The 21767-nt window shown below is 30.7% G+C and carries 21 protein-coding genes and 1 pseudogene; 1 reads left to right on the forward strand and 21 read right to left on the reverse strand.

Going from position 1 to position 21767, the window contains the following annotated elements; genetic code table 11:
* Nucleotides 1-185: 185 nt before the first annotated feature.
* Nucleotides 186-1309 (reverse strand): annotated as a pseudogene (locus IPM51_00070) (DegT/DnrJ/EryC1/StrS family aminotransferase).
* Between the two features lie 304 nt (nt 1310-1613).
* On the opposite strand from IPM51_00070, the gene IPM51_00075 reads away from it, so the two are divergent.
* The gene (locus IPM51_00075; GenBank protein ID MBK9282703.1) at nt 1614-2192 is read left to right on the forward strand and encodes a hypothetical protein; all 579 of its coding nucleotides are present in this window, start codon (nt 1614-1616) and stop codon (nt 2190-2192) included.
* Here the strand turns inward: IPM51_00075 and IPM51_00080 are convergent.
* The 20 genes from IPM51_00080 to IPM51_00175 all read right to left on the reverse strand — a co-directional run bounded on the left by IPM51_00080 (nt 2108) and on the right by IPM51_00175 (nt 21760).
* Nucleotides 2108-3088, reverse strand: coding sequence for a polysaccharide deacetylase family protein (locus tag IPM51_00080; GenBank protein ID MBK9282704.1), 981 nt, complete (start codon nt 3086-3088; stop codon nt 2108-2110). The genes IPM51_00075 and IPM51_00080 overlap by 85 nt on opposite strands.
* A gap of 87 nt (nt 3089-3175) precedes the next feature.
* Nucleotides 3176-4360 (reverse strand): hypothetical protein, encoded by a 1185-nt coding sequence (locus IPM51_00085; protein MBK9282705.1) that lies wholly within the window; start codon nt 4358-4360, stop codon nt 3176-3178.
* A 73-nt stretch (nt 4361-4433) separates the two neighbouring features.
* Nucleotides 4434-5024 carry a phosphatidylserine decarboxylase gene (locus IPM51_00090; GenBank protein MBK9282706.1) on the reverse strand — a complete coding sequence of 197 codons (591 nt, stop codon included), beginning with the start codon at nt 5022-5024 and terminating at the stop codon, nt 4434-4436.
* A 415-nt stretch (nt 5025-5439) separates the two neighbouring features.
* On the reverse strand, nt 5440-6060 hold the full coding sequence (locus IPM51_00095; GenBank protein ID MBK9282707.1) for a glycosyltransferase: 621 nt from the start codon (nt 6058-6060) through the stop codon (nt 5440-5442).
* Between the two features lie 195 nt (nt 6061-6255).
* Nucleotides 6256-6612, reverse strand: a complete 357-nt coding sequence (locus IPM51_00100; GenBank protein ID MBK9282708.1) for a hypothetical protein — start codon at nt 6610-6612, stop codon at nt 6256-6258.
* A 23-nt stretch (nt 6613-6635) separates the two neighbouring features.
* Nucleotides 6636-7616: a glycosyltransferase gene (locus IPM51_00105; GenBank protein ID MBK9282709.1), complete on the reverse strand. Its 981-nt coding sequence runs from the start codon at nt 7614-7616 to the stop codon at nt 6636-6638.
* Nucleotides 7617-7697: 81 nt separating this feature from the next.
* Nucleotides 7698-9053 carry a phenylacetate--CoA ligase family protein gene (locus IPM51_00110; protein ID MBK9282710.1) on the reverse strand — a complete coding sequence of 452 codons (1356 nt, stop codon included), beginning with the start codon at nt 9051-9053 and terminating at the stop codon, nt 7698-7700.
* Nucleotides 9054-9122: 69 nt separating this feature from the next.
* Entirely contained in the window at nt 9123-10241 is a 1119-nt protein-coding gene (locus IPM51_00115; GenBank protein ID MBK9282711.1) for a hypothetical protein, read from the reverse strand.
* Nucleotides 10242-10282: 41 nt separating this feature from the next.
* On the reverse strand, nt 10283-11236 hold the full coding sequence (locus IPM51_00120; GenBank protein ID MBK9282712.1) for a polysaccharide deacetylase family protein: 954 nt from the start codon (nt 11234-11236) through the stop codon (nt 10283-10285).
* Between the two features lie 151 nt (nt 11237-11387).
* The gene (locus IPM51_00125; GenBank protein ID MBK9282713.1) at nt 11388-12425 is read right to left on the reverse strand and encodes a glycosyltransferase; all 1038 of its coding nucleotides are present in this window, start codon (nt 12423-12425) and stop codon (nt 11388-11390) included.
* A gap of 119 nt (nt 12426-12544) precedes the next feature.
* Complete coding sequence (locus tag IPM51_00130; GenBank protein MBK9282714.1) at nt 12545-13690, reverse strand: hypothetical protein; 1146 nt, start codon at nt 13688-13690, stop codon at nt 12545-12547.
* Nucleotides 13687-15054 carry an O-antigen ligase family protein gene (locus IPM51_00135; protein ID MBK9282715.1) on the reverse strand — a complete coding sequence of 456 codons (1368 nt, stop codon included), beginning with the start codon at nt 15052-15054 and terminating at the stop codon, nt 13687-13689. Before IPM51_00135 ends, IPM51_00130 begins: the two co-directional genes overlap by 4 nt.
* Nucleotides 15051-16883: a heparinase II/III family protein gene (locus IPM51_00140; protein MBK9282716.1), complete on the reverse strand. Its 1833-nt coding sequence runs from the start codon at nt 16881-16883 to the stop codon at nt 15051-15053. The genes IPM51_00135 and IPM51_00140 overlap by 4 nt, the downstream gene beginning before the upstream one ends.
* 30 nt (nt 16884-16913) lie before the next feature.
* Complete coding sequence (locus IPM51_00145) at nt 16914-17381, reverse strand: asparagine synthase C-terminal domain-containing protein (protein MBK9282717.1); 468 nt, start codon at nt 17379-17381, stop codon at nt 16914-16916.
* Complete coding sequence (gene asnB / locus IPM51_00150) at nt 17378-18802, reverse strand: asparagine synthase (glutamine-hydrolyzing) (protein MBK9282718.1); 1425 nt, start codon at nt 18800-18802, stop codon at nt 17378-17380. The genes IPM51_00145 and asnB overlap by 4 nt, the downstream gene beginning before the upstream one ends.
* 28 nt (nt 18803-18830) lie before the next feature.
* Complete coding sequence (locus IPM51_00155; protein MBK9282719.1) at nt 18831-19760, reverse strand: glycosyltransferase family 2 protein; 930 nt, start codon at nt 19758-19760, stop codon at nt 18831-18833.
* Between the two features lie 41 nt (nt 19761-19801).
* Nucleotides 19802-20212, reverse strand: a complete 411-nt coding sequence (locus tag IPM51_00160; GenBank protein MBK9282720.1) for a hypothetical protein — start codon at nt 20210-20212, stop codon at nt 19802-19804.
* Nucleotides 20113-20745 carry a glycosyltransferase family 2 protein gene (locus IPM51_00165; GenBank protein MBK9282721.1) on the reverse strand — a complete coding sequence of 211 codons (633 nt, stop codon included), beginning with the start codon at nt 20743-20745 and terminating at the stop codon, nt 20113-20115. Before IPM51_00165 ends, IPM51_00160 begins: the two co-directional genes overlap by 100 nt.
* Before the next feature lie 61 nt (nt 20746-20806).
* Nucleotides 20807-21262 (reverse strand): hypothetical protein, encoded by a 456-nt coding sequence (locus tag IPM51_00170; GenBank protein ID MBK9282722.1) that lies wholly within the window; start codon nt 21260-21262, stop codon nt 20807-20809.
* Nucleotides 21263-21760, reverse strand: coding sequence for a glycosyltransferase family 2 protein (locus tag IPM51_00175; GenBank protein MBK9282723.1), 498 nt, complete (start codon nt 21758-21760; stop codon nt 21263-21265).
* Nucleotides 21761-21767: the final 7 nt, after the last annotated feature.

The raw sequence follows: 21767 nt of genomic DNA on the forward strand, positions 1-21767 counted from the left end.
TTTGTTTTTGATGGTTTTTACTATCATTCCTACATTTACCCTAATATAACAAAACCTGGAATATGTACTATTTAACAATCAACTTTTATGCTACTCTAAATTTATAAAAAAAAAGCTTTTATGGAAAGATTATTATCTATTCAAATGATCTAAAATCTCAAATTGAGATTTTAGATGTCTAAGAACTAATTAATCTTAAAAAAAGCCATAATTTTAGCGCTGACGTATTCTATTTGCTCATCAGTCAGCTCAGGATACATAGGTAAAGATAATCCGCATTCAGCAAGTTTTTCTGTTTGAGGAAAGTCCCCCTTCTTATATCCCAAATTTCTGAAACAAGGCTGTAAATGTAATGGTACAGGGTAGTGCAATCCAGTTGAAACGCCATACTCATTAAGAAATTTTGCCAAATCATCCCTTCTTTTAATTCCACCTTCATTAACTTGGATTACGAACAAATGATAAACATGTTTAGCATAGTCCATTTCTTTCGGCAAAGTTATTGAGGGAAAATCCTTTAAAAATTCATAATATTTCTTAGCTGCATGTCTCCTACCTTCGGTCCATTTATCAAGGTGCCTAAGTTTAACACCAAGTACCGCACCTTGTATACCTTCCATTCTGTAATTGTGCCCAAGCATTTCGTGATTGTATTTTTGAACGGCCCCATGGTCTCTAAGCATTTTAACTTTGTTTGCAACCTCCTCACTGTTTGTTGTAACCGCTCCGCCTTCACCATACGCTCCTAAATTCTTACCAGGATAAAAGCTGAAAGAAGCTGTGTCAGATAATCCCCCTATTCTTTTGCCCTTATACTCAGCAAAATGAGATTGTGCACAATCTTCAACTAAAAACAATTTATGTTTCTTTGCAACCTCTCTTAACGGATCTAAATCAGCAGGCTGACCATAAAGATGAACTGCAACAATCGCTTTAGTTTTGGGAGTAATAGCTGCTTCAACTTTTTTAGGATCTATATTGTAACTATCGGGTTCACAATCTATAAAGACAGGCATGGCACCGCAAAGAGTTGCTCCCCAAGCGGTTGCAATAAATGTGTTTGCCGGAATTATCACTTCATCGCCGGCTTTAATTCCTAATGCCCACAATGCGAGGTGATTTCCGTCTGTTCCCGAGCTAACACCGAGACAATGTTTAGCACCATGCTCTTTAGCAAACGCTGCTTCAAAATCAAAAACAGCCTTACCTAGAACGAACGCTGTATTATCTATTATATTTTGTATGGCAGGATCTATTTCATTTTTTATTGATTTGTATTGAATTTTAAATCTAGAAATGGTACTTGCATTTTTTAATTCCTCTCGACTTTAATTTTATGGTAATTTAATAATAACTGTAATATTGAGCGGTTACTTTATTTTTTCATTCCAAAATTACAGTTTATTCTCTGGCTAACAAAGCAATACTTATTTAGAGAATAATTATTTACGAAGTGGATTTCAATATGAGCAGTGACTTTGAGATTTTTTTTAAACATTTAATTTGAATTTGCTTTAATACTGCAATAATTTAAAAATAAGTTTACTTTTTGTTTACCTTTGAGATAAATTGAACCAACAGAATTTTACTTTCTATATACCTATAGGAACAAAATGAAGAAAGAAGAACTTAAGTATCGATTTATTGAGCTTAAGGCACTTGGATATACTTATGTTAAAATTTGCAAGGAACTCAATATTTCTAAACCAACCTCTATAAAATGGGGAAAATCACTATCTATAGAAATAAACAAGCAGCAGAAATATTTATTGTCTCATTTATTTTCGCAAAAGATTGTGGAGCAAGAACAAGGGTTATTGATTAGGCTAGAACAGTTCCGAAGAAGAAGGGATATGAATTTACCTAAAAGGATAACTGATAAAATTGATAAAAAAATTTTGCGAAGTTTAGAAAAAATTTTCACTAAGCAAATAACGGCAATACACTTGAAACTAAAGGATGACAATTTAATTAGCGCTACTTTCATTTTTAACGATGATGTGACATTAGAGAGTAAGAGAAAAGTTAAGCTATTTAGTAATATCACTGATATTACTGACACTATTACAAATGCTATTACCAGTTATTCTCCATCTAAATTTATTAATCAATTGTTTTCAAATTTATTCTTCCACCAGAGAGACATATCCTTGGGAAGACATTTCCATGTATTTTCAATCGTATTTAAATAATCCAGCAATTCTTCATAAAATTTCAAATGATTCTTGTTAATTAAATAATCCGGATGTGTTAGGGCTAATATCATCCCATTGTTTTTTAACAACCACTCAGCCTTCCTCTTCCAAATATTAATATCCTTAACTTTTAAAACATAAAACAAAGTGTGATCTTGCGGTAATGTGTATGGTAATTCCACAAATTTTCCTACAATAAAGGGCCAGATTGATCCAGTTCCACCCGGAAAAGGTTGGAAGGGATCATAGTCAAAACAAGAAGCATCGTACTTGATATCCAATTTTTGCAACCACATTAAATTTCGATGGACTTGCGGCGATCTGAATCCGACTGCATTATATTTTTTTATAGCCTCATTAATAAAGCTAGCCCTATAATTAAAAATTTTTTCAGAGTAATATAGTTTTCCATCATGATTGTATCCATGTATCCCGATCTCATGACCTGAATCTTGAATTAATTTTATAATTCCCTCATCTAGTTTGTACTTATAGGGAACAATATTCCAGGCAGATTTAAATCCGTACTTCTCTTCAAGTTCGAGCACATTAGGAATGAAATCAAAACCATTTTGTTCCTCAACGTCGTGCGTTAATATAAGAGCTGAAGCGAAACTCTGAGGATATAAATTCCTTACAAGTGTATTAAAATTGAACTTTTCCTTTAAATAGTCTATAAGATCTTCAGATATAAAATTTTCCTTATACTCGACTTTAGAATTGTACTTGCTTTGCAACCTTTGTCGAATCCTTAACGGTATAATTGGTCTGACTATACTGTAATAAAATTTTTTTCGAAGTGTAAAATTTAAATTATTGTTATTTTCTAATAGATAACCTTCAAGTATCAGGTCTCTTTCCTTTGAATAAAATGGTGATATTACATTTTGCATAAAAGTAAATTTAATCTGAGTAATATACTTTCAACCGCATGCTATAACTTTTTAATAAGTTATGTTAATGGCAATCATGATTAAGAGTTAATTTTTTAAAGTACGTTTATTGAATATTTTTTTAAAAAATAAAATGGGCGAGAACAATATTGTACTAATAAATGGTAAAGGATCACTGATACTAAACATACATTCAAACAAATTTTTTCTTGAATACTTAAATATTCGTTTTTCCCTAAACATTTGTGGTATATCTGTAAATAAATCCACCCAATAATAATCTATTTTATAATTCGTTGACGGTGAGACTTTATTCTTTAAGACAAACTGAATGTACTTCTCCACCAGATTTTGACCACATTGTGAAGAAAAATTAATGGATTTCCATGTTCGTGGATTCATTTCTATTATTTTGTAATTGTTATCTCTTTCATCCAAAATAAACTCTATTTCAGATATTCCTGTATAACGCAATTTTGCAAGAATATTTTGCGATATATCTAATATTTTTGCATCAAAAAAACTTTTAAGATAGGTCCCAGTACCAAATTGGTTCGGATGCTGTCTCAACTTTTCATATTGGAATAAGCCAATAATTTCTCCATCAATTGAAAACGCACATGAAGATTTTACCGGGTATTTGGATTTAATAATCTCCTGGATAATTAATTCATCTTTATTAAAATTACTATATATACTTTCTAAATCGCTCTGAGAAATTGTGTTAAGTTTGATTGCTTTTTCATCAATAAAATTCCTTAATTTATTCCCAACTCTGCTTTTCATTATATAATTATCAGTAAGATACGACTCTCGATCGATATCTTTGAGCAAATAAGTTGGAACCTTATTTTCGTCTTCTAATAAGCGATTAAATTCATATTTATCAAAAATTAGATGGTACGAATTGTTAGGTATATAATATTTTTTTGATAATTCATTTTTGTTAGTATAAATATAGTTTATGATATCTTCATTTATTCCCATTAAAATCGATGGATAACCAATAGGAAGACTTAATAATGCATTAGTTAATTCTTCATTTTTACTTGCCAGAGCTAAATTTTTTATGGTTCCATGTGAAATTTTTATATAATTCGATATATATTTTGAAAATCTAGAGCTGCTAAACACTTCATCATTTAAGACAAAAATTGGAAGTTTACAACTTCCGGCAGAATGAATAATTCCTAATCCTTGGGTATGATTACCAATTATAACCAATGATGGCAACTGTCTCTCACTTAGGTTATTTCGACTTCTGAAGAGCATGTGAAATATATATTTGTATTGATTATTATCTAGGAAGCGGGTGAAGGAAATATTTGGACTTAAAATTCATTTTTCAAACATCGTATTTACAAATAATAGTCTTACAGCCATACACTTGTTGACCAACTTTAACTCTAAAATTTAATTTTTCTGAAGCTATGAATAAATCAGCTTGAGAACCCCGTTCAATGAATGATATTTTTTGGCCAATGGACAATTCACTACCCTTATCAAAGAATTTAGTGATTTTATTTACGAATTTATCGGCAATGAGAATGAGCACACACGATATTTTTTCATTAACAATTTCAATTGTCATTCTCTCATTTATAAAATGAAATTTCCTAGAAAAAAGATTTACTGCTTTTCTTAAAAATGCGAAGTTAATATACTCCCAAAAATCCACCATTGGCAAATTAAACCCAGTTTGATAATGAAAAATAGATTGAACAGAGCCATTTATTGGTGAATAATTATAATGAACATCAAAAGGAGACATATAGATTCCTATAAGCCATCCATTTTTATTGCCAACAGAGGTTTTACTGATTTCATCAATTGCAATATTTTCCCCATTTTTTTTTGAAACTACAACGCCATTCTTAACCGGGTAAATATACATTACCCTTCCATCAGCCGGTGAAACAATTATTTTTCTTCTGATAGAGGAATTCTTTTCGGATCTCTGAAAAAAAAGATGTTTCTAAACCAGTAAAACCATATCAACAATAAAATAAAAATCGGTAACCATAGAAGAACTACGATCTGAAAGAATTCAAGATTGAAGAATTTTCCTATTAAGAAAAAAAATAGGAATGCAACTAATATTAGAAAGATAAGCTTTTTCAAGATATACCCGCTGATTATTGAGTTTTAGATTAATAATTGTGGATTATTATTTGGTGAAAATTAACATATTTTTTTCAATGTCTTTAAAGTAATCAGATACTTGTATTCATTACCTAAGAACAGTGAGCTTTGTTTAGTTATAAAAATTTTTATTATATGATATCTTATAAAGATATTCAGTAATAGTTATTTTTTCCATCTTTTCTATAAAAAGAAATAGTTGAACTATATTAGTCACGATCAATTATATCATTCATAATTTCTAAATATTTTTTTTCTTGCCTATTCCAATTATATTTTTCGAAAAATTTAAATGAATTATTTATTAATTCAGTTTTTCTTTTAGAATTTTTCGACAGGGTGATAATTTTATTTGCTAGCTCATTAATATCATCAGGAGAAACATATTCAACCATGTCATCAGAGAAATATTTTCGAATACCATATAAATCAGAGGTAATAACGGGAATCCCTATATAAACATACTCCAATAATTTGACCGGCAACATACACCTTTCATAAACAGGATTACTGCGCATACTAATTACGCCGATATCAAAATTCTCAATTTCAGCTTGCAATTGTTCAACCGGAATAAAATCCTTAAAAAAAACTATTTTGTTCAAAATGCCCTGCTTTTTACAATAATCTATTAATTCTGGTTTTTGTTCTCCGCCTCCAATTAAGGTCAGTGTTACATTGATATTCTTTGAAGCATTTTCGATAGCTTTAACCAAAATGTCTAAACCAAGTCGGTATGATATTGTTCCGTGATTTACAATTTTAATTGCATTATTTGAATCTTCCTTGTTCTTCCTCCTTTTGAAAAACTCTTCATTTGGTAAATTCAAAAGACAAAAAATTTATCCTTGGTAATTCCGTTACTTAATAGAAACTCTTGCTGTGAATGATCGGCACAAAATAAAACATCACAAAAAGCTACTGAAATTTTGGTTTGTAATTTCATGAGCTTAAAAGTGTACTTTCTTGCGATGAATTAAACTTAGTAAAAACACCTGCCATCATAATATCATGTAAATCAAGAATTATTTGACTCCCATTAACTTTGGAATAATAGCGCTAAAAACAAGGAAATCCGGTTGATTGTGAACATGGATGACGGGATATCTATTCTTGATATTATAAATGCTTAAGTAAAAAAAAGCTTTTAATAGAAAAAACAGATAAGAAAACAAATACAATTTTTTACTTTTCCCTTGATATTTTCGCCCTAAAAATTTAATAAATAGATTGTTTTTACTAAAGAAGTTAGAATATTTATCGAATAAGCAAAAAATGTGGACAGAATATCCTTCCTTCAAAAGAGAATTAACATAACCTTTTATTCTTGCATCATTAAAGTATTCAGCGTAGGCAACCATGCATATTTTATTGTTTCTCATCGAATTATGTTTTCTGTCATTATTCACTTTGTACTTAATACTGATTTATATACTTCTATTATTTTTTGAGCAATAACTTCATTTCTTAAATGATCTATTTTTTCCCGACCATTACTTCTTTTTTTACTCTCATAAATGATTCTTAACTTGTCAATAATTTCTCCTTCGGAAAAGTCCACAGTAAAGCAGTTGTATGCATCTTGCATAACCGTTTCTACATCACCCACTTTTGTAGAAATTATTGGAAGATTACATGCCATTGCCTCCTTAATCACGTTTGGAGATCCTTCCCAAAATGAAGACAACATCAGCACGTCTGATGTATTCATATATTCAACAACTTGATGTTGGCTTATTCCAAATGGTGTTATCAATTTTACACCATCATTTTCCTTTTTGAATGATTCAACTGCCTTTTTTGTTAGATTAAAATTTTTGACTGGTTGCTTTACATTACCTAAAAATAAAACAATGAAATCATTTTCTTTAAAACCTAAAATTTTTCTACTTTTATTCCTATCGATTGGTTTAAAGATATCGAAATCGATACCATTAGGAATAACGGATATTGGTACTTGAATAGGCAATAAATTTTTCATTTGTTCTGATTTTACTATTAAGTGATTCATCCTTTTTGCAACAAAAGATGATATGAATTTATCAATTTTACCTCTAGTTGTTAAAACGCCTTGAATATTGGGCGTACCTAATAAATCGCTCCCCATGAATGAGAGAACAATAGGTTTATTTGAAGAAGCAAAATATGTTGAGAAGCCACAATAACTGTAATGGGCATGTAATATGTCGTAATTATTTTCTGTAATGAGATTCCTAATCACTTGTATAGATTTAAAATATTCTAGTTTCGAATTGTAACTTTTAATTTCATAAACTCTACAATCAACTCCTTCTTTTTTCAGTGAATCAATTTGTGATTTGATAAAAGGTTGATGATGTGGTCGCTCTTTTGAAGACAATCCAGCAGCTATATGTAAAACTTTCAATTTGGTAATATTTTGCTCTTACGTATAAAGATCTAAAAAAGAATAGTAAAATTTAAAATAAATGAGTGCTCAATTAAGATCTTATAAATTTATTGATTTAATGTATTTGAATTTTCCATTATTCTCATTTTCTAATTTATTTAACGTGATAATCTCTACCTTTTCAAAGAATTTCATTAATGTGCTGTGAAGAACATTTCTTATCGAATTATCAATGCCACTTGCACTTTCGAGTCTTAATTCTATTTCTCCTACTTTTTCTTGACAAACCTGAAAACGTTGAATTTTATCAGTCAGAACATTTAGTTCATATAGGATATCGGTAAAAAACACACCATGAACTTTACTTCCATTTTTTAAAGCAATAGTATCAATAGTACGACCATCAACTGATTCCAGCAAAGGTTGATTAATACCACATGCACACTTAATTGATGAAAATGTAGCCATGTCTCCGTTTTCATATCTGATGAATGGCATTACTAAGTTATCTAAATCAGTCGCAATAACTCTCCCCATTTCTTGATTTGCAGCCGTATTATTGTCATTTAAAATTTCAATTATTACGTGTTCTAGATTGATATGTAATCCATTATTATGTGGACATTCGTAAGCTATAGCTGTAACCTCTCCACATCCATATTGGTTATAAATAGGGGCATTAAATGTTTTTTCTAAGTATTTTCTATGATGTGGTAGTAGAGTCTCTGAGGTACTAGATAAGACTTTAGGTCTAAGTCCTATTAATGAATTGGATTCAATGTAACTTGAGAAGTCCAATAGTGCAGATAAGTAGCCTTTGAGAACAACTGGTTTATACTTAATTAACTTCTTATAAATCTGTGACAAATCCTCTTTACTCATATTGAACGAATTGATTAGCAGATGATTTTGCAATAGGTTTTTTGTCAAATCGATAAATATATTTTTTAAAGGTTTAGTCAAAACCGTTCTTTCACCCCAAAAAGTGACAGTTTTATCATAATAATTTACACCTATCCACTCATACCATCTGTAATAGGACGCCCATGTAAATGATCTATTATACACATCTAAGAGAACTATAATTGGGGCACCGGTTGTACCCCCGGTTTTACCCTTTTTAACATATTTCATACTATGATTTCTAGCAACCAAATTCATATTTTCTTTTCTGACTATCTCCTTTGTAAGAATTGGTATTTTATTAATATCTTTTAATGATTTGATATCAGATGGTTTTAATTTAATAGTATTAAATAACTTTTCGTAGTATGGAACATTATTATATGAATATGAAATTAGTTTCTTTAATTTCTCCAAACGGTAATCTTGAATTCTAGATTCTTCCCAATATTGGCTTTCCCGTAAAAATTTTAAAGTTTCAAGAATGCTCGTCTTTTTTACATAATCCTGTAAGGGATATCCAAAATATTTTGCAGTATATTTTCTTAACATTTACAAACTCATAGAATACTCTATTGCTTTAAAATCCATATAGTAATATTTATTGGGTCCACAAAATTCCTAATTGAGCCCTTTTTTATTACTTGAACAAAACTCAATAACTTCATCAGTGTATTTTCCAAAGACAGTCGAACCGTTCATTTGAAAGAAATTTATTCCTGTCCAAAGATGATTTATCTCAATCAATTTAATATTATTTTCAAAATTTATTGTAAAATCAAATCCCATAACTCTTGAATGAATATTTTTTCTGGCAAGCTGGATAGTTAGTTGCTTCATTTCCTTCAATAAAGGAAATGTTTTAACCTGAGAAAAAACTATCCTATTGAATTCAAAGAATTTTTCTCCAAAATAGTTTGTAGCAAAATCATTTAATGTTGAGTCCTCGTTAATTCTGCAAGCTACACCACCAACATTTTGATCATCGATATAATTGCCTTCCTTGCCTATTCTTAAAACCGCATGCAAAGGAATAACTTCATCCGTTACGACAGACCTATAGGTAAATATTCTAATTGTATTGACTGAACTGGAATTAAATTGTGCAAGGAACTCACTTTGTCGAATATAATTTTGAATTACATAGTTATCTTTATAATGTATGTGCAAATAATCTACTGTCAAGTTATGATTTTGATTATCAGTAAAATTATTGTTTTTATTGAAGAATAATTGAATTTTTTTTCCTCCTCCCGAATCAGCAGATGGCTTAATCAAAATTTTTTGATACTTACTCAAGTATTGTTTTAACCGATTATCATCAAGAGTTAATAAATTATAAGCGTGATCATAAAAAACTCCATCAATATTCCTAATTATTGATTCCGGGAAAATATCCTTGTTATCGTAAAAAACTTCATAAAAATTTTTATCTCCAAAAGCTAATGCATGTTTTCTGTTATTTAATTTTTCCTCAATAATATTAAAGTATATATTTTCCGGGACGTAATGGATGTCGAAATTCTCTGTTATATGGCTGTAAACACGAAACCATTTAGGATTCACCTTTCTCTTTAGCTGTCCCCAATATTGCTGGTGCTTAGTTATCAAATCAGTATCCAAATCGGAGTTTTTTATTCCAAGATGTCTATAAACTTTATTTATGTGCCTCTTCCAAGTGATCTCGGCTTTTATATAAAGTAATTTTTCAAAAATATTCTTGATTACTTCTTTTATCATCGACTAATCATAAAATTGTTTTTAGTAATATTTTACGAAGCTCAAAGCTTATAACCAAGTAATTTGTAAATAGCATAAAAGTAGAATAATTCATTTTGATATTTGGGATTATCTAAAGCTATTCTATCAACTCTCCAGAATTTTTCTTTTTTGAAAATATTTTTATCTCCCCTAATACTGCTGGTTATGTAACCATGTTCCAAGGCGAGTTTTTCTGTTACATCATTCCACGCACCATATGGCCAACATATATGATTAACTTTTTTGCTCAATTCATTTTCAATCTTAAGCTTGGAGTCTGAAAGTTCTTTCCCGATTCTTAATAAATATTCTTCTTTTCTTTCCTTTTTATAGAGATTATTGCATTTCATTTTCAGTTCATCAGCTAGTGAGAAAAGCTCATCCTGCCAATTACTTTTTTTAAAAAAATTCTCACTACCGTTCTGGCTCACATAATTAATAATCTCATTAGTTAGTCCACCATTTTCTTCATACTTAATTGCAACATTACCTTTTTGTGATTCATAAATAGGATATCCCAAAGGAATTTTATTTCGCGGATTAGTGAAAAAATTGGGTTTATCCTCTGGAAACAAATTCCAATGGAGCCAGTCAATTTTAGTGTCAGGCGACACAAAATCTATAATTTTATCAGAGACAGAATATTGGGTGTGAGTTAAAGTATGCGATTGGAAGTCTATTACTCCAGATTTCTCCATTAATCGCATCTCTTCCCAATTAATAAAGCCATCATACTGATTCAACTCATCTAGCTTGATTTTGCCTGCCCAGTAGTCTTCTAAAGTTGGTCTTACTCTGTTATCGGTGTCATCAATAAAGTCCGGATTGACCCAAATAGTTGCTTTTAGATTGTATCTTTTTAACAAAGGGTAAGCAAATATAAAGTTATCTAAATAACCATCATCAAAATGAATTAATAAAGATTTGAACGGGAGTTTTGTTTCTCCTTTTAAATGATAATATAAATCATCCATAAAAAAAGTTTTTAATCCGAGAGTTTTAAAAAGTTGAATATGCTTTACAAATTTCTCTAAAAGCATTGTGACATAGGGATGTACCCAATTATCCTTTCGTTTATATTTTACCGAATGGTAATAAATAACTGGCACAGCATTCAGTTTCATACTAATTATTCAAGTTATTATAAAGTGAACTTAATGTAGAAACGATTTTTTCGTTATCCAAATACGCCCTTAAGTTTGTATTAACTTTATTTAACCTCATAGTTGCCATTGGGTAATTGTATTTTATTTCTTTTATTTTAACAGCAATTAATTTGGGATCTTGCTTATCGAAAAAGAAGAAATCATCATTAACGAATTCGGTCAATGCAGGAAGCTTATTACTCAAAACTGGGAGACCAGTGAGAATTGCCTCGGCTATTACATTTCCGAACGATTCATGAAGTGATGTAAAAATGAAAAGATTGCTTGAATAATAAAATTTCATTATTTCATCTGTATACATTAATATTTTAACAGCGGACCCTAAATTATTTTCGTTAATTTTTCTATTAATAGTTTCTTTTTCAGGGCCATCACCAACCAATAAAAAACCTATTTCATTATCATAATTTAATGTTTTTGCGACCTCTACTATCAAATCAATATTTTTCCCTTTATCAAATCTGCCGGTATACAGAACAGTAAATTTGTCTCCCTTTTTATAAACTCGATCTATATATTTTAACGCTTTAGTGTCAATCAGGTTTGGGATTACAGTAATTTGATTCTGAAGATTAAGTTTCTTCTTTATGACTTCTTTCGTGTGTAATGAATTAGCAATGATAACTACTTTTTTTTCAAGCAATTTCCAGATCAATTTATTTAATATTTTATTTGAAAATTTTGTGCCATGGAAATGGAAAAGAATTTTTCGTGCCCCAGCTAAAAATGTTACTAGTAGAATTGTACTTCCTGCATATTGAATATGAAAAATACTGTCCTTTTTATTCTTTACAAATCGGAAATAATTAAAGATAAAGGATAATTTATTCTTTTCCTTAAAGACATAACTATTATTGTATTTAAAACCGCTTTTAGTCTGTCTTAATATCGCAACAAGAGGATTGTAGCTCGTGAATATTTTTTCATACAATTGGGATATTTTTTCTAATCCGCCATAGTAGGCATCCCATTGAACAAAAATCAAATTATTTTTCATGGTTTATGGAGGGATAGTTTCTTTCGCTAGAAAAAAAGGAATAGAATAAAAAAGTAAATTAATAAGATAAAGATGTTAGCTTAATACCGGTAGTTTTTTATTGATTTTAGAAAATGAAGCTAGAGTTCTAGATTATGGACCATTTTAAGACGCTCAATCAATTTCACAAACAAGTTATCCCAGTGGTAGCTGTTCAATAATTCATCCGGTACATTATTAATTAAATCTTTTTTAAACTTTTCATCTAATTTTGTGAGAAAATCTTCGTAATTCCCGGCAAATGTTATATAATTTGCAATATTTTCTTTCATCAATGAATACATTTTCGTAGATATTACATGTTTTTTATGCGCCAAGTATTCATAAACTTTTACCGGATTTACGGAATCATTCACATCATGAATTTTAAATGTGTTAATGCAAACATCAAACGCATATATATATGAGGAAATTTCTTTTTGCGGTTTTCTGCCTAATAAATACACATTAGGATACTTCTTGAGCCTGTCTATTGGGAAATATCCTTCAATACCACCAACGAACACAAAATTATAATGAGGTCTTTTAGAAATTATATACTCTAATAAGCTCTCATCAATAAATTTAAACAATGTGCCGATGAATCCAACAATTGGCGTTTTTATATTTAGCATGTCTTCCGGGACATTTAATTGCAGCTTGTTAGCAAGATTGATGCTATGTCCGTTTGGAATCACAATCATTTCATTATTTGTTAATGGCTGATATTTCTCCTTTATTTTTAGTGCGGACACAATAGGAACATCTGTGAATTTCAAGGACTTTTGCAAGTATTTCATATGTTTTGAATATCTTTTTCTATTACCTACCAAAAGGGAATAACCAGGAATGTCATCGCAAAGATCAAATACTCTAATATTATTAAGTCTGGTTAAAAATGTACCGTGCTCCGGCCTTGTAAACCAAAAAATGAAATCGGAAATATTAAGTTGCTTCAAAAATCGTTTGGAATCATTTATAATTTTTAGATTATACAAAGACCTAGTAAAATTATTTAATGGAAAAGGAAATATGGCGGATGGTGTAATAATGTATAAATTATCATTTTCTTTTCTTATTGTAGTTTTGAAGGGTAAATTTCTATCATTCTTTTTCCTTCTTATAATAGAGTCACTATCCTCAACATAAAACACCATATGACCTCTATCTGATAATCGTTTAGCAAACTGCTGCTTTCTGAACCAAGGAGAATCCCAATAATGATTCCCCCAAAATAGTATATTCATGATAAGTCTTTTCTATGCTGTAAAACAGTTAGTGAGGCAACTAATCCAGTTGCATAGAATAAGATTGTAGCATCAACTAACCCGTCACCACCAGTTATATAATCTACAGACTTAATTATAATAAGCATAAAACAAAATACTGCGATTGCAGTTTTATTTGAATCAGAATTTATATGTTGATTTATTTTTCTTATAGACAAAAATATACCGGCAATAATCATAATTAAAAAGTACGTGATTCCCCCCAGTCCAAACGTGCTTAAAAGACTAAAATACGATCCATGCCCACCTGAAAATAACATGGCGCTGGTAAAGTCTTTAGCGCCTTCTTTTTCACCTTCTTCGGAAGAGTAAATATAACCTTGATATGTTACGATACCTTTACCAAATACAGGATTTTTCTGGAAGTTATCCAGATAATATTTCCAAGCTAATCCTCTCCACGCATCCTGTCCCATAAAATTACCCAGCTTAAATGTGGTCAGTCTATTAAATTGTCCTTCTAAGACTTTTTGGGGAGCGAATAGGGAAAAAAGAATAAAAAATATTCCACAGGTAACGACAAGATATATAAAATTCTTAGGGAGAAATAAAATTGAAAATAAAATAATAGAAAAAAATACTCCTGCCATTGTTGTTCTTCCTCCACTTAATAACACACAAAGCAATAGAATCATTAGAGAAATAAACTTCATTTTTTTTTCAAAAACGTAATAAGCAAATAAAGCTGGTACCCCGAAAGTTACTACTTCAGCCAATCCACCAAACCTATAAGCTATTCCACCATAACTCGTCATAGCGTTAGGGTCGTACCGAAAAGTACCGTAAAGTAATGGAATACTAAATGAAAAAAAGTAAGAAAAGATTCTTAGGATTCCTATTGAAACTGAAAAATACACTAATATTTTAAAAAATTTCTTAAAATCTAATTTTTCATAATATACGACTGCAAAAATAATAATTGTGAAAAAAAGTACTATATTATTAATAATATTAAAGTATAACCTTTTTGTCCCAGTCTTACTTAACGTATTAATCACTGGCTGATATAACATTTCATAGTTTACAAAGCTGATTATAGTCCAGGTAATTAATATCAAAATCGCAAAAATAAATATCTCAATTCCTTTGAATTTGATTATTTTAATCCTTTTTTCAATCGAATGGAGTGGAACTAGTTCATTAATTAGCATTAAAAATGTAACTATGGTCAACCATTCCACAAATGACAGGCTGGGAACAGATAAAAATTTTCCAAAACTGAACGGTAATAATGCTGAGAGAGATAATACAGTAAACTGATAAAACTTGTTTAGCTTTAAATAAATGACTATACCAATCAGTACGAGAATTATTGATATCATAATTTTGTATACAGCAGCAACTTTAAAAATTTATTTGAAGTGAATATCACACTTTTTGATTTTATTACTTTACCATAACATGGCGAATAATCATAATCCACTATTTTATATCCACCTGAATAATTAATATTCAGGTCAAAATTATTAAATTCAATTTTGTCCCTATGTTGATCAATTATTAACACATCTGGATGTAAATTGATTCTGGAAAAAAAACATCCTTCGTAAAAATCCTCAACACTTAAGACATTTTCTTTCAATTTAAATTCTCTACGACGATTTATTTTATCTCCTATTGAATTAATATTTACTTTGATTTCTTCGGAATTAATTTTTTCAAGTGCAAAGTCATGATATTTTCTTAACGACCAAAAATCATTTTCATTCCAATCGATTTTTTCATCCTCGGGAGTATATAACATGTTGTGATATGAGTAGGAACGAAATTTATCTCGTACACTTTTATTAGTAGTATAGGTAAAAGTTCCAGGATCAACAATAACCGGCTTTCCATTTATTGATAAAGTAAAACTACCGACATCCAAATGATTATGCCCGCCTTTACCATTTTGACCAATTGGAAAACAGGATAGCAAAAATGAAAAATTCGTGTTCTTTATAAAGTATGAGCCGCTTTCCTTAAAGCTAATTGAATGGTCTGTTTTTCTTGGAATTATCAATAATTCATCAATGTTTACTTTTTCAACTCGAGGTAAATAATTAAGAATAATATTGTCTCTATTTAAGCTTTGACTTCGAAATTTGTAATCAAATAAATGTTCCCCCAAGGAAAGTAAATATGAATGATCATGCTCACTTATATAGGGATTATTATCTGCAACACTAAAAACTATTAATCTTCCGCTGTCATTATCCCCAACTTGAGGGGCGTTACCACTTTTATCAATATAAGCAGAAGTATACTCAAACATTTTAAATAGCGTAGCATAAAACTCACCCGATAATTTAATATTTTGGGCTGAAGCTACGATGACAGAATACGCAAACATTTCAAGTACTAAGCGGTGATAAGGAATAGAACCTTCAAAATCTACTCCGTCTTCAGCTATCTGTTCCCGTATGCATCTCTCCAATCCATTAATTGCAGTATCAATCCACAGTTTAGATTTAGGATGAGCTTTTAGCGAAAGACCTAAAAAAAGAAGTCCAGAGTAACCTGCTGTGGTGTGATTAGTAGTCAAACCATTTTCATAAATTTCAGGGAATGAATGAATATATTCTGCATGCTGCAAAAGAGATTGGGACAGTGTCTTTTGGAAATCCTCGTCATTCTTTACAAGATTGGAGAAAAGATTAATTGAAACAATCCAATTAATTGATCTTATAGCGACTTCCATTGTGGATAACCAATTAACTCCATAGAGGAACGGATTTTCATTAATCCAATCAAGTACAAGCGACCTAAAAGTATTATAATAAATTTCATCTTTTGTTATTAAATATTTTTGCCCCAGACTAACTGCAAAGTAAAATCTTGAAAGTTCCCAAGGAAATTTAATATCGATGCCTTTATCAAACCACTGATCAATTTTGAGCTTATAAACCCTGGTTTTCGGATAGACAAATTCAGAAACATAATCTTTATGCCATTCAATTTTATCAAGATCAACCCTGTGACCAAAAATCGACCATGATAAATTTGGGAAAATGTTTACATTGTAGTTTTGAACACTGCTGATTGGCCAGATGTACGATACTTTAATTGGTTCAATTTTTAAATGTTCCAGTTTTTTTATTTTATAGGTATAAAGTAGTTTTTCAAGTCCAAATTTATAATTTTCAATTTTGAAAAATCGCTTAACTCTCAACTCTATTTCCTTAAGCAGTGATATAAGTTATCAAAACCATGTTTTATTCCAGAGCGCAAAATTTAAAAGTGACCATGTTTTACTCGCATCACTATTCTCACTTAACGAACGCTGAATAAATTCTTGATTAAATAGATGAGGTAATTTCCGGGTTTCGGACGTTATAATTCTTTCAGCAAACAATTTAAGCTTTGGTGTAAACATTTTAGCTGTAGAATCGCAAAATCCCATTTTCTTACGATAGATTATTTCTGGTGGTAATATTTTTTCGGCGGTTCTTTTTAAAATATACTTATGAATTCCATTATTAATTTTTAATTCAATGGGAATATTGAATGCAAGTTCTACAATCCGATAATCTAAAAATGGAACTCGTGGTTCAATAGAATTTGCCATACCAATTTTATCTACCCGTAAAAGCAATAGTTCGGGCAAACGATGCTTTAATTCAATGTATAATATTTTATGTGAAATATCTAACTGCTTTCCATTGCTCAAACTATAGAATTTATCGTAATGGTTTTTAAAATCCCGTAAGTATCTAAACCACTAAATTCGGTGGTTTGGAATAATTTTTTTTTGGCTTTTTCACCAAATACATGTGCAAGTGTCCAATAAAATTCTCTCCCTTCAGCAGCATTATAAATGTTATCTGGCCGACCTGGATCTAATAAATATGCTAAAGAAGTAAGCGGTTTCTTAACAATTGCCGGCAATGAAGAAAATCTATTCAGTTTTGTGTAGTACCTATATATTAAATCATCTAATCCTTCATATCCCAAAAACAATTCATCACTGCCCTCTCCAACCTGTACCACAATAGTTTTGTTATCTCTTGTTAATTTCGAGAGATGATTCAACGCAACAAAATCTTGAGTTGTAAGTGGTTCATCCAAAATCGAATAATTATTTAAAAAATATTCTTCAAAATTTTCATCGCTTATTGTTCTTGTAAAATGATTTGAATTAAACTTTTTAGCAACAATATGTGCATAGTTTTGCTCAGAATAAGGATTGTCACCGATTACATCAATCGAGTATGTGTCCACACTTTTCCCTGTTTGCTCAGTCATTAAAGCTGTAATTAAACTCGAATCAAGACCACCACTTAGAAATGCGCCGTACGGAACATCTGACATGGTTCTAAGCTTCACAGAATCTCTTAATATGTCTATCAGATATTCCGAATATTCATCTTCAGATTTTAGCACAGGCTGCTTTGACGTGTTCCATAGAGGATTCCACCATTCAATTATTTGTGGTTTATTGTTATTGGTTATCTTTAAATAATGACCGGCCGACACTTTAAATATATTCTTAAATAAAGTATACGGAGCAGGCGTTGAACCGAACGAAAAATAATGATATAATCCTTCCTCCGAAATTTGCTTTACTACATCAGGATGCTTAAAAAACGCTTTAATTTCTGATGCGAATAAAAGACTCTTTCCCGTTTCGACATAATAAAGTGGTTTGATCCCAACTCTATCACGAATAAGATATAAACATTTTTGTCGATCATCCCAAAGACCAATAGCGAACATTCCGTTAAATTTATTCAGGCAAGCTATTCCCCACTCTTGATATGCGTAGATAATAGTCTCCGTGTCAGTACCAGAGTGATACTTGTAGCCAAGATTTTCCAGCTCCTTCCTTATTTCAAGATGATTGTATATTTCCCCATTAAAAGTAATCCATATAGTCTGCTCAGTGTTTGACATCGGCTGCCTGCCGGCATCGCTTAGATCTATAATACTAAGTCTCCTATGGCCAAATCCAACTTTACTATCATCAGAAATCCATGAACCAAATCCATCTGGACCTCGATGAATCATTGTATCACGCATTTCGCTTAGCTGATGCTTAAGTTTTTCTTTATTCTGAGGTTCTTTATTTACTATACCAACAATTCCACACATTGATTTTCAGATTTATTTATTTTGAAAATTATAAGCCAATTGATACCGGATAAGTTTTATTTTTGCCATTTATCAAACCCTCAAATTTAGAGTAAATTCTATCATAAATTATTGAAGGAAGCAGACTTTTAATTTTATAACTAAGCAGTAATGCAAGTCTATTCAATCGGAAATGCTCTTTGGCAAGTTGTTTGTAGTAAAGGTTAAAGTTTTCATAGTGTTCCTGTTCTATATATTTTTTGCACAAATGAATTAACCAGGCATTCTTTTCATACCAGCCCATTTTATCAGAATGAAGCTCCAATAATCTCAGAATTCCTTGAATCATCTTCTCATTATCTTTAGTAAGCGATACCTGGGATTCCCTAACTTTTACTACCGGAACTGTACTAAAAAAAATTTGAGCGTTTCCTTTTAACCTAAAAAATAATTCTACTTCCTCAAGATTTGGCTGTGATGTGTCGAACAGCCCAGCCTCTAGCAATAAATCGCGTTTAACAAGCCATCTTACAGTATACCCAACTGAATTCGTTTTAAGCAAATAATCATAAATCTTTATCGTTTGTCCGGTTTTTGAAAATACAGAAAAACTCGATATAATAAAGTTGAACTTGAAACCGCTCTCTATGATGGGTTTCATTTGCTCTTCAATTCTAAATAATTCACAAATATCATCGTCGTCCATAAAAGCAATATAATCACCTTTTGCTATTCTAATTCCTAAATTTCGAGCAGCACTTACACCCTTTCCATCATTATTTATGAATCTAAAAAAACCATAATTACTCTGATATTCTTCTAATATATTTAAAGTGTCATCAGTCGAATGATCATTCACAACTATCACCTCAATATTCTTATAAGTCTGACTGACTACACTCTGCAGACATTCTTTCAGAATATTTGCTCTATTATGAGTAGGTATAATAAAAGATACCAGAGGTGAATTGTTATTCATAATTTTTTACGAATTCTACATTGAATGTACATTATGATATTTCATTTATTCTGAGGAATAAATTCACCTTCTTTATTCGGATGTGGAATCCCTTTAGAATATTTCTTATGATACAAATACTTTAGCAATGAAGGTGCTAACGTTATTGAAATATACTGAAGCAACGTCTTGACATTCATGCCATGTGAGAAAGACTTTTTAAGATAATTTTTTGCAATTGCAATATTTCCAATTAAGATGTAATAATTAGCAATTTCCTTACAAATCTCAAATAATAATTCAGTACTCAGATAATTTTTATGTTTTTTATATAAAATTTCCTTTGCAGCAATATAATTTTTTGCATTCTCAGTTAACTGATTGTGATTTCGAGTGACTCTGACCAAAGGCTCGTCAATAAATCTGTAATTATAATTTTTCGAAACTCTAATTGCAAGTTCGGTATCTTCCATTGCAAAAGACTTTCATCAAAATAACCGACTTCATTCAAAACACTTTTTTTTATGAGCACAGTTACATTTGCCGGGGTCAGGAAATACGTTCCATGGGTAAATGTCTTCCGGAAATCAACTGCATTAATATTATCCTTGGCAATTAATTTACCTGAGCTTGAATCAACAAATTCCATTTTACAGTAAACTGCCGCAACATCTGAATTTGATTTTATTAGAATTTGAACCTGTTTCGCAAGCTTATCAATATGCCATTCATCATCTGAATCCTGAAATGCAATCAACTCCCCGTCAGATATTTCTATTCCCTTATTTCTTGATTGCGATGGGCCGAGGTTTACCTCATTTCCAATATATTTTAATCTATCATCTTTAACTTCTGATATTTTTTGAGCTGTTCTATCCGTAGATGCATCATCAACTACAATCAATTCTAAGTTTTTGTAAGTCTGTTTCAGAACGCTATTTATGGATCTTTGTATTAGATTCTCCCGGTTGAAAACCGGAATTATGACTGTAACTTTTGGATTCAAACTCATTTATTTAGCAGACTGCAATTAAGTTCTTATTGAATGTATTAAGATGTTTATCCGCTCAAAAATCCTTACTGTTATCTTCAACCACTTTACCTTGCTGGGTCGGATGAGGAATTCCATTTTTATATTTTTTATTATAGGTATATTTTAATAGAAAAGGAGCTATTATAATTGCACTATACTGAGCAAGGGTTTTGAGTTCGAGTTTATGTTCAAGAGATTTTTTTATATACCCTTTTGCTTTTTTGTAATCCCCCTTCAGAATCCAATAATTAGCAAGAACTTTATATAACCCAAATAATATTTTATTACTTAGGAAATCTTTGTGTTTCTCGCAAATAATTTCATATGCAGAGAGATAATTTGCTGAGTTTCCCATAAGCGAGTCATGATTCCTTGCTACCTTAATCAATGGTTCTTTAACAAATGCATAATCATACTTCTTGGAAACTCTAATGGCCAATTCAGTATCTTCAGCAGCTCTAAGTCGTTCATCAAAATAACCGACCCTCATTTAAAACACTTTTTTAATTAGTACAGTTTGTGTGGCTGGAGTTTGAAGAAATCCTTCTGTATAAGATTTCCTGAAATTAATTTCAGTTAATTCAGTCCCAGTCTTTTCACCAGTAGTAATATCATAAAAATCCTGTCCGCAGTAAACAGCGGCAACTTGGGGCGGAGATGCAAGAAGAAGATTAACTTGCTTCTCAAGCTTATTATCATACCATACATCGTCAGAATCCTGAAAGGCTATAAGCTCACCCGTGGAAATCTCAATAGCCATGTTTCTTGCTTTGGAGACACCCATCCTCTGCCTGTTCTTTATATAAATTAATCTATTATCCTTAATTTCGTTTACTTTGTCTTCGGTATTATCATCTGAATCATCTACAATTATAAGCTCAATATTCTTATAAGACTGATTAAGTACGCTCCAGATAGATTTTTGGATTAAATGCTCACGATTATACGTAGGGATGATTACTGAGACTTTTGGATGCGAATGGTTCATTTAAATG

This window comes from Sphingobacteriaceae bacterium, assembly GCA_016715905.1.
In the GTDB taxonomy this organism is placed as follows: Bacteria; Bacteroidota; Bacteroidia; order B-17B0; family Aurantibacillaceae; genus Aurantibacillus.